At 63.2% G+C, this 8819-nt stretch carries 7 protein-coding genes and 1 tRNA gene; 4 read left to right on the top strand and 4 right to left on the bottom strand.

Going from position 1 to position 8819, the window contains the following annotated elements; all coding sequences use genetic code 11:
- Positions 1 to 1113 (bottom strand): Na+/H+ antiporter NhaA (gene nhaA / locus ACO48X_RS03905; RefSeq protein ID WP_485000721.1); only part of this gene is annotated, 1113 nt, incomplete at its 3' end.
- Between the two features lie 251 nt (positions 1114 to 1364).
- Between nhaA and ACO48X_RS03910 the strand changes: the two genes are divergently transcribed.
- Positions 1365 to 1438, top strand: a tRNA-Leu gene (locus tag ACO48X_RS03910).
- A 247-nt stretch (positions 1439 to 1685) separates the two neighbouring features.
- Here ACO48X_RS03910 and ACO48X_RS03915 read toward each other — a convergent pair.
- Complete coding sequence (locus tag ACO48X_RS03915; protein ID WP_485000722.1) at positions 1686 to 2543, bottom strand: ABC transporter permease; 858 nt, start codon at positions 2541 to 2543, stop codon at positions 1686 to 1688.
- Positions 2540 to 3520 (bottom strand): ABC transporter ATP-binding protein, encoded by a 981-nt coding sequence (locus tag ACO48X_RS03920; protein WP_485000727.1) that lies wholly within the window; start codon positions 3518 to 3520, stop codon positions 2540 to 2542. Before ACO48X_RS03920 ends, ACO48X_RS03915 begins: the two co-directional genes overlap by 4 nt.
- Positions 3521 to 4027: 507 nt before the next feature.
- Between ACO48X_RS03920 and ACO48X_RS03925 the strand changes: the two genes are divergently transcribed.
- On the top strand, positions 4028 to 4954 hold the full coding sequence (locus ACO48X_RS03925; protein WP_485000728.1) for a Bax inhibitor-1/YccA family protein: 927 nt from the start codon (positions 4028 to 4030) through the stop codon (positions 4952 to 4954).
- A gap of 255 nt (positions 4955 to 5209) precedes the next feature.
- On the opposite strand, the gene ACO48X_RS03930 is transcribed toward ACO48X_RS03925, so the two are convergent.
- Complete coding sequence (locus ACO48X_RS03930) at positions 5210 to 5614, bottom strand: FKBP-type peptidyl-prolyl cis-trans isomerase (protein ID WP_485000730.1); 405 nt, start codon at positions 5612 to 5614, stop codon at positions 5210 to 5212.
- A gap of 225 nt (positions 5615 to 5839) precedes the next feature.
- On the opposite strand from ACO48X_RS03930, the gene ACO48X_RS03935 reads away from it, so the two are divergent.
- Both ACO48X_RS03935 and ACO48X_RS03940 read left to right on the top strand, forming a co-directional pair.
- On the top strand, positions 5840 to 7573 hold the full coding sequence (locus ACO48X_RS03935) for a cation:proton antiporter (protein WP_485000731.1): 1734 nt from the start codon (positions 5840 to 5842) through the stop codon (positions 7571 to 7573).
- A 177-nt stretch (positions 7574 to 7750) separates the two neighbouring features.
- Positions 7751 to 8794 carry an AAA family ATPase gene (locus tag ACO48X_RS03940; RefSeq protein ID WP_485000732.1) on the top strand — a complete coding sequence of 348 codons (1044 nt, stop codon included), beginning with the start codon at positions 7751 to 7753 and terminating at the stop codon, positions 8792 to 8794.
- Positions 8795 to 8819: the final 25 nt, after the last annotated feature.

Consider the following 8819-nt stretch of genomic DNA (forward strand, 5'->3'; position numbering starts at 1 on the left):
TACCCGCGAATGCGGCTCGTGCGGGTCGTTCGCGGGGAATGACAGGGTTGCGATGAGCAGGGAAACCGTGAATCCGATGCCTGCGACGAGCGAGATCGGGAAGATGTCGCGCATGTCGATTCCCGCGCCGAGCCGGAGCTTGAAGAACTTCGTCATGATCCACACCCCGCCGAAGATTCCTATGCATTTGCCCAAGGGGAGGCCTAGGTAGATGCCGAGGGAAACCGGGTCTGTGATCATTCCGCCGAACCCGCCCGAGTCGACGATGTTCACGCCCGCTGCGAAGAAGGCGAAGATCGGCAGCACGATGCCCGACGACGCGAAGGAAAGCCGCTCGGAGAACCGATGAGTCATGTAGTCTTTCTCGCCCTTGGCGAGCTTGGTCGAGACCATCATGCCCAATGCGACTCCCGCGATCGTGGCGTGGATGCCCGACAGGTGCATGAAGTACCAGGCGAGGAGGCCGAGCGGCCAGAGAATCCACCAGCGAATGACGCGGTATTTGATGAGGAGGCCGAAAACGGCGACCGTTGCGATCGAGGCCCCCAGCCACAGCAAATTGAGCGCCGTGGAGAAGAACGCGGCGATGACGACGATGCCGCCCAGATCGTCGGCGACCGCCAGAGTCATGAGGAATGTGCGGGCCGCCGGGGGCAGGCCGCGGCCGAAGATGGCGAGGATGGCCAACGCGAAGGCGATGTCTGTGGCGACGGGCACCGCCCATCCGCCGTAGACGCCCGAGCCGGTTGCGGCTTGGACTGCGACGTAAACGCCGATCGGGCCGGCCATTCCGCACAACGCGGCGAGGATCGGAACCGCGGCTTTCCGCGGATCGCGCAGGGAGCCGATCGTGAACTCCTGTTTGAGTTCCATCCCGACGACGAAGAAGAAAATTGCGAGGAGACCGTCCGACGCCCAGTGCCCGATCGGCAGGGAAAGGTGGACGGATTCAAGGCCCGCCTGCTTCTCCGAAATCGCGAAGTACGAGCCTCGCCACGGCGAGTTCGACCAGACAATGGCGGCCAGAGCCGCGATCATCAGCACTATTCCCGCAAACGCTTCGCTTTTCAGGGCTTGACGATATCTGGAAATGATCCCAACGCGCTTTGCCACATCGCTCCTTTGATCGGGTACTTCGCCAACTATATCGGACGCGGATGTGCGTGAACCATATCGGACGGGGACGCCCTGAAGCCATTGTGGACGGTGCGAGCGCCGGACCGCCGGAGAAGGCGTCGTCGTGTCGAGCGCGGAACGCGGGGAAAAGGAGGCTCTGCGAATGGACGGCGCCGTGAGATCGCGCGAGATTGTGAGAACGCCCGCGGATCGAACGGGCAGTCGAGGCTATACAATGACGAAGAGAAGCCCCCATAGCCCAATTGGCAGAGGCAGCCGACTTAAAATCGGTGCAGTGTCGGTTCGAGTCCGTCTGGGGGCACAGATTGCGGGGCCCGTCACAGATTGCGGGGAAGCTACGGACGGACGGGAAACGACGTCAGAAACGGCGTCGGAATTGAAAGCCGGAGAACGAGGCACGGGTCGGCCCGCAGGGTGAAAACCCTGCGGGCCGACCCGTGGCCCCTGCAAGCCATTGCGTGTCTCTGGCCTTTCAGAGCGCTCGAAGATCCGGCACGGACCTTGCCGATGCGGACTCCAAGTCCTTTACGCGTCGGACCCTTCGCTCTTTACGCGTCCGACCTTTTGTATCTGATCGCTCCGAGAACGATGAAGACCGAGACGTAGGCGAGCCATACGAGCGCCGCCGCCCCAGGGCTGAGATAGTTGGTGGTTTGTGTCGGGTTTGCCGTGTCCGAGGCCGTCATCCCCGAAGTGACCCCCGATGGGAGGAATTTTGGAAGGGTCTCTCGAAAGAAGTTGACCGGAACGAGCCGCAGCATCTCAGAAACAAAGAGAACCATGACGCCGGTCACGATCGAGCCGGCCGTAGACCGCAATATGTAGCCTGCGCCGGTGATCATGAGGGCGGTGAGGACGCCTGCCAGCCAGAAGAGGAGCAGCGCCCGAAGGTTTCCGTCGCCTCCGTTCCACGAGAGCCCTCCGACCAGCAGGGTCACCGCGACCAGCACCGCGATGATCACGGCGGTTGCGATCCCCATGATGATCGTGACGGCGGCTATTTTGGAGGTGAAGGCTCTCCTTCTGCTCGTCTGGGAGACGATTGTGGTCCGCATGGTGTTGGAGGCGTACTCGCCGGTCACCGCCAGCGCCCCGAGGACCATCGCGAAAATATAGTACAGCTGCGCGGAGCCTGTGATGAAGACCGGGTGGAACTCGCCGTGGACGTTGATTCCTCCGACGTTGTTCTGCCCGTCGGCAAGCGTCGCCGCCATGGCCCACGTGATGAGAATGCCGAACCCCAGCCAAAGGCCCAGCGTGAGCCATGTCGATCTCAGGCTCGTCATCTTGCGGATCTCCGAGCGAAGCGATCGGACGAAGGTGTTCTTGTACACTTTTGAAGAAAGGGGGCGGCTCTGCGGTTGTTTCGGCGCCGCGGCTTGATACGTCGTTGATGTCGTGCTCATCGTTGTCCTCCCTGAGGTGCCTGTGCGGGTGTCTGTCCGGGCATTCCCGGAATGTTGCTACCGGAGCCGTACTCGACCTGTCCGGCCGTCAACTCCATGAAGACGTCTTCCAGCGAGGAGTGGGTCTCGGACAGCTCGTGGATCTCCACGTGCGCAATGTGCAGGGCGTGTCCGATCTGCGCTCTATCGCCGCCGTTGACGCGCACCACGCCCGCCGGGTTGCGCTCGTCCCCTTCGTCGACGTCGAAATATATTCTGGCTTTGCTCAAGGCGTCTGTGATCGCACGGATGTCGGGCCCCGAGACGTTGATCGTCCTGTGCGCGGCCGACTCGGTGAACTGCTTGACGTCGCCCTGCGCGATGAGCTTTCCTCTGCCGATGACGACGAGATCGTCGGCCGTCTGCGCCATCTCGCTCATGAGGTGGGAGGAGACGAGGATCGTCCTGCCCTGGCCTGCAAGAGCGCGCATGAGCTCGCGGACCCAGCGGACGCCGTCGGGATCGAGGCCGTTGACTGGCTCGTCGAAGATGAGGACCTGCGGATCGCCGAGAAGGGCGGTCGCAATCCCGAGGCGCTGGCCCATCCCGAGTGAAAACCCTTTGAGGCGCTTGTTTGCGACGCTTGTTATTCCCGTCATCTCCAGGACTTCGTCGACCCGCGCCTTGGGGAAGCCGTGCGTGTCGGCCACCACCATGAGCTGCTGGCGGGCCGTCCTGCTTGGGTGGAATGCGTGCCCGTCCAAAAGCGCCCCCACGGTGGTCAGCGGCGACGAAAGCTTGCCGTATTCTTGCCCGTTGATTCTGCACTTTCCGCCTGTGGGCCGGTCGAGCCCCATGATGCACCGCATCGTCGTCGACTTCCCCGACCCGTTGGGGCCGAGGAATCCCGTCACCCGCCCGGGCTTGAGCTCAAAGCTGAGATGGTCGACAGCGGTCACCTTGCCGTATCTCTTCGTTAAATTGTCAACTTGAATCATGGATGTCCTTTCGTTGCCGGGTCGTTCGCCTTCCCGGCGAAACTGCGACGTTTACCAGCATAATGACGGCGCCGGCGTTTGCAGTGGGGCTACCTGGTGTATTGCAATCGGGCTGTCCGGCGTTTTTTAACGCAACCTCAAGTTCAAGTTCGCTTTCGCCGCTTCGAGTCCTCGTTTGCGAGCTTTGCAGGCAAGCCTCTAAAGGGAAAGGACGTGGGGAGGACGGCTCGGAAAAGATGGAGCTCTCGCGGCAATTCTGATGGAGGATCTCTCGCGCCTAAGGCAGGCTTTCTCGTGGCGATTCTGGGGACTCCCGGGGCGTATGCAATCGGGGCGAGACTTGCGCGAGCGCGAGCGAGGCCGGGGTCGGGGCAGAACTGCCCGGTGATTGCGCTGAGAGTGGAGCCACAGTGTCTGGTTCGATCCTCCGCGTCCGGTAAACTAATAGAGAAAGTGACAAGCGTTTGCTTGCCCCTAAAGGAGGAAACAGTGGCTCACAATCCCGTGATGAACCGGAACCCGTACTTCCGGGAGCCGACGACGCCGAACTTCGGCGGCAACTCGGCTTACGGGCAGCAGGCCCAGTACGGTCAGCAGATCCAATACGACCAGTACGGCCAGCCGGTTTACAACCAGCAGGCCAACAGCCAGTTCTTCGACCAGGCTTCGGCCGCCCAGGCCTACACGCAGCAGCAGTTCGGTGCGGGAGATTCCCGCGGTGCATTCCAGACGTCGGCCGCCGGCCCGAATACGATGACGTACGACGACGCGATGATCAAGACGCTGTTTTTGATTGGCGTCACGACGATCGCCGCCGTCTTGTCAGCCTTTTTCATTCCCGCCAAAGCGGTCAACGCGGTCGCCATTTCGACCTCGCTTCTCGCTTTGGGCCTCTCGTTCTTCGCCGCATTCCGCCCCATGGTGAACCCCGGCGTCGCGATCGGCTACGCGGCTCTCGAGGGAGTCGCCCTCGGCGCCATTACCGGCGTTCTCAACCATTACTACCCGGGCATCGCGCTTCAGGCGATTCTGGGAACGCTTGTCGTCGTCGCCGTCGCGGCGGGCCTGTTCTTGAGCGGAGCCGTGCGAACCACGCCGAAGGGCCGTAAGTTCGTCATGGTCGTGCTCGTCGCAGCCATCATTTACAGCCTGGTCAACCTTGTGCTCGCGAACACAGTCCTGTCTGACAGATTCTTTGGCATGGACACGGCGCTGAACCTTGGCGGCGTTCCTCTGGGCCTCATCCTCGGCGTCATTCTCATCGTCGTCGCGGCCTACTTCCTCATCGGCGATCTGGAGGACGTCCGTTACGCCGTGGAGAACGGGGCGCCCAAGAAGTTCGCTTGGACCGTCGGTTTCTCCATCACGGTCACGGTGATCTGGATTTACATCGAGGTTCTTCGAGTTCTGGCGATTCTGGCAAACGACAACTAGAGTCAGGCAGACCAAAGCCAGACGATCGACAAAGTGGGGGCAGGCCCTTGAGCCTGCCCCCACTTTTCACTCTGATTCATATTTGACTCTGCGGCGCGTCTGACGTCGCGGCGTGCTTGACGGCTGCGGCACGTTTGACGTTGCGGCGCGCCGTCTCGCGTTTCGCGCACAGGCACTGCCCCGAAAGGAGCGTTTGGCAGATTGGGGCTGATGCGACAGGCGACGTTCAGCCGGCCGAAGCCCAGTGGCCGAAATTCAGCGGGTCGAAACGAGGTCGACGACGAAGACCAAAGTGTCCGTTCCCCAGATTCCAGCCCTGGGGTTGCCTCTGGAGCCGTAGCCTTTCTCCGGCGGAATCGAGACGAGGAGGCGCGAGCCGACGTTCTTGCCCACGAGCGTCTGGTCCCAGCCTTCGATGACCATGCCGACGCCGATCGGGAACGACGTCGTCTCGCCGCGGCGGAACGACGAATCGAAAACGCGGCCATTCCAGATTTGGCCCAGATAATTCACCTCGATCTGATGGCCTTTCTGAATTGCGGGGCCGCTTCCCTCCTCGAGGACTCTGACGTGGAGGCCGTGCGGGGCCTCGGAGTCAGGGAAGGTCAGTTCGGGCGGCTCCCCGAAAGCGCCGGCGACCGATGGCAGAGTGACGTCCATGGATTTCCTCTCGTAATGGGGTTGCCGGTTGTGGCAACGCCCCTAGTCTAGTGCGCCCCAATGCGCTGCGCCGCCACCGCGAGCGGAGCGCTGAGACCGATCCGCTGCGACGTGGCGCGGCTCCTAGGAACTGTTCAAAGGATTCAGGGATAATGAAAGAAAGCTGAGTTGACGGTTCCGTCACTCGTCGCGTTTGCTCTCGCTGCGTCTAGGGGAAGGAAGCGGATGCCGACTCTGGTGATGATTCTGTCTCTCGTCCTCGTGACTATCGTCGCGGTGTGGATCGGGGAGCTGACCCGCCTTCCGTATCCTGTGCTGTTGTTGATTTTCGTTGCGGGCCTCTCGTTCGTGCCTCCGATTCCCGTCTTCACGATGGACCCGGAGATCATCCTTCCGCTTTTCCTTCCGCCCCTGCTCTTCGCTGTGGCGCGTCGGGCTTCGTGGTCGGTGTTCGTCCGCCGTTGGCGGACCCTCCTCATTCTGGCTGTCTTCCTCACAGCTGTGACCGCTTGCGCTGTGGCTGGTATGGTCATGTGGCTGTTCCCTGCCGCAACCCTCCCGCTCGCGCTCGCCTTGGGCGCCATGGTCTCTCCCCCCGACCCGGTAGCCGTCGAGGCCGTCGCGGAGCCCGCGAAGGTTCCCCGCGGCATCATGCGCACCCTCCAAACCGAGAGCCTGTTCAATGACGCCGTCGCGATCGTTCTGTTCACGACGGCGGTGAACGCCGTCGAAGGCGACGGCCGTCTGAGCACGGTACTCGGCCGTTTCTTGACAGGCGTCGTCATCGCGGGCCTTGTCGGCTTCCTTCTCGGGTGGATCGTCAGCATTGCAAACCGCGGAATCCACAACGTCGCGGCGACTGGCGCGGTCACAATGGTCGCCCCGTTCATTGCCTATCTCGCGGCTGAGGAAGTGCACGCCTCCGGAGTCATCGCCGTGGTCGTCACCGCTCTGGAGATCAACAGACGCGAGGTCGCCGAGGCTTCGCGCGACCGCATTCTCACCTCCTCCTTCTGGGAGGTCGTCGATCTTTTGGTCACGGGCGTCGCTTTCGGCTTGGTGGGATCCGAGCTGAGGCAAGTCGTCTCCGACGAAGGGTGGGATGCCATCGCGGGCTACCTTCCATTGGCTTTCGTCGTCGTCGGCTTGGTGATCCTCGTTCGTTTTCTGGCCATGGGGGTGTTGCGGTGGGTCGCTCGCGTCGGCGCCGGGGGAGGGGTGCCGAGAAACTGGCGCGACTGCCTGGTGCTCACATGGTGTGGGATGCGCGGGCTCGCGACGCTGGCGCTTGCGCTTTCGCTGCCGGAGTGGGGAGGCCCGTCGAATCGCGAGTTCAGAAGCTTCGCGGTTGTGGTGGGCGCCGTCGTGCTGTTCGTCACCCTGGTTCCCGCGGGCCTTCTCTTGCCGTGGCTCATTCGGGCGCTCGATCTGGCCGAGGACGAGAGCAGCCTCAAGGAGGAGACCGCGGAACTCGCCGATCGTGCGCAGCATGCGGCATACAACGCCCTCGAGCACTATTTCGAGAACCAGGACCTCCCGATCTCCCAACGCGAGGAATTGCGCGAATGGGCCGATCGCATCAAGATCCGCCTCGAATCCGACCAGCAGTGGGACCATGTGGGAGGAAGCGAACTGACCGACACCGCGATTCGCTCCGCCTCCGAGATCAGAAACCTGGTGATCGGCGCGCAGTCCGTCGCTTTGGAGGCCGCGCGAGCCGAGATCCTCGAGGCCCGCAGCGATTCCACGGTCGACGTCGGCACCGTTGAGCAGGTGCTTCACAGGCTCGATTTGCGCACGCTTTCCTTGCCCCGCAACCGCCCGCGCACGCATACGCGGGAAGCCCGGTCGGGAACGGCGAATCTCGCCCAGCGCCGCGGCCGCATCAGTCCCGTGGAGAACATCGCCAAGAGGGTGGTCAATGCGCGGCGGCATCGCAGCGCGGAAATGGACGACTAGCCGAGGCGCGGGCTTGGACGGCCGGCCGTGGATCGGGCGTGCCATGCGGGCGCGGATGTCCAACAGCGGCGCGGGAACCTGGGGCCGGCCGCGGCGCAAATATGCGGCGCGGGAATGGACAGAGGACCGAATCGCCCCGGCCGCTCCGCACGGACCGGCCGCTGATAGGCTTGCCTCATGTTTCGCCCGCCTCTCCTCCTGGTTCTCTCGGGTTTGCCCGGCGTGGGCAAGACAACCCTGGCTCGACGCGTCGTTCCTTCGTTGAATTGCGTCTATCTGCGTGTCGATGAGGTCGAGGCTCCGCTCATTCGCAGCAACATCGACGTCGCCGGCCTCGGGTATGAAGCCGTTGCCGGGCTTGCTCGATCGAACCTGGACCTCGGCAGGGACGTCGCCGTCGACCTCGTCAATCCTCTGCCGCTGACCCGTGCAATGTGGCGTGACGCGGCGGCTCGAACGGGCGCCAAGCTGGTCGCGGTCGAATGCGTTCTCGCCGATCGGAGCGAGCATCGCCGCCGGGTCGTCTCGCGCAGTGCGGACCTCGAAGGGATCGCCCCGCCCACGTGGGCGCAAGTCGAGGCCCGAGAATACGTCCCGTGGGACGAGAGCCGCGATGGAGAACGCCTTCGCCTCGACATGGCAGACCTCGACGCAGCCGCAGCCAGCCTCATCGAGGCCGCACTCGCCGAGGCCGCACTCGCCGAGGCCGCGCCCGTCGGGGCTGCTGAGGCCTGGGACGCGGGTGGTTTGGACGAGGAGGCGTTTTCTCGGATTTCGTCGAAGTCGGGCTCCTCAAAGGCTCAGAACGCGACCTCTGTGGCCAGCGTCGCCTCCCAGCTGCGCGCACGCGAGCCGTTGTGCTGTAGGAAGGAGTTCGTCGATTCGGCGGAATCTTTTGACGCGTGCATGGCTGAGGGGTTCCGAGGGATCGGCGCCTCCGGTTCCGTGTACGGGCGTGACGACGTCCGTCGGACGGCCTTGGACAACCTGAGCGAGGAAACCGACTGCGTGCCTGGCCAAGCTTGGGAAGTCAGCGACTTCCGTGTGGAGCGCCTCGGCGGAGAGACGTATCTTGTGACGTATCGGCTCGATCAGACCGGGCGAGTGACACGCAGGGCGACGATTTGGCGCGACGACGCCGACCGGTGGACGGCCCTCTACCATCAAGGGACGATGGTGAAAGCGGGTGATGAGGAATCCGAAAGGGGCCGCGGAGCGTGAGGCGGTTTACTCAACCTTGGCGACG

The sequence above is a fragment of the Peptidiphaga sp. genome, from assembly GCF_057238965.1.

Excerpts from the sequence above, each read along its gene's own strand:
- ACO48X_RS03925 (WP_485000728.1), top strand. The coding sequence starts at position 4,028 with ATGAACCGGAACCCGTACTTCCGGGAGCCGACGACGCCGAACTTCGGC.
- ACO48X_RS03930 (WP_485000730.1), bottom strand. The coding sequence starts at position 5,614 with ATGGACGTCACTCTGCCATCGGTCGCCGGCGCTTTCGGGGAGCCGCCC.
- ACO48X_RS03915 (WP_485000722.1), bottom strand. The coding sequence starts at position 2,543 with ATGAGCACGACATCAACGACGTATCAAGCCGCGGCGCCGAAACAACCG.
- ACO48X_RS03940 (WP_485000732.1), top strand. The coding sequence starts at position 7,751 with ATGTTTCGCCCGCCTCTCCTCCTGGTTCTCTCGGGTTTGCCCGGCGTG.
- ACO48X_RS03920 (WP_485000727.1), bottom strand. The coding sequence starts at position 3,520 with ATGATTCAAGTTGACAATTTAACGAAGAGATACGGCAAGGTGACCGCT.
- ACO48X_RS03935 (WP_485000731.1), top strand. The coding sequence starts at position 5,840 with ATGCCGACTCTGGTGATGATTCTGTCTCTCGTCCTCGTGACTATCGTC.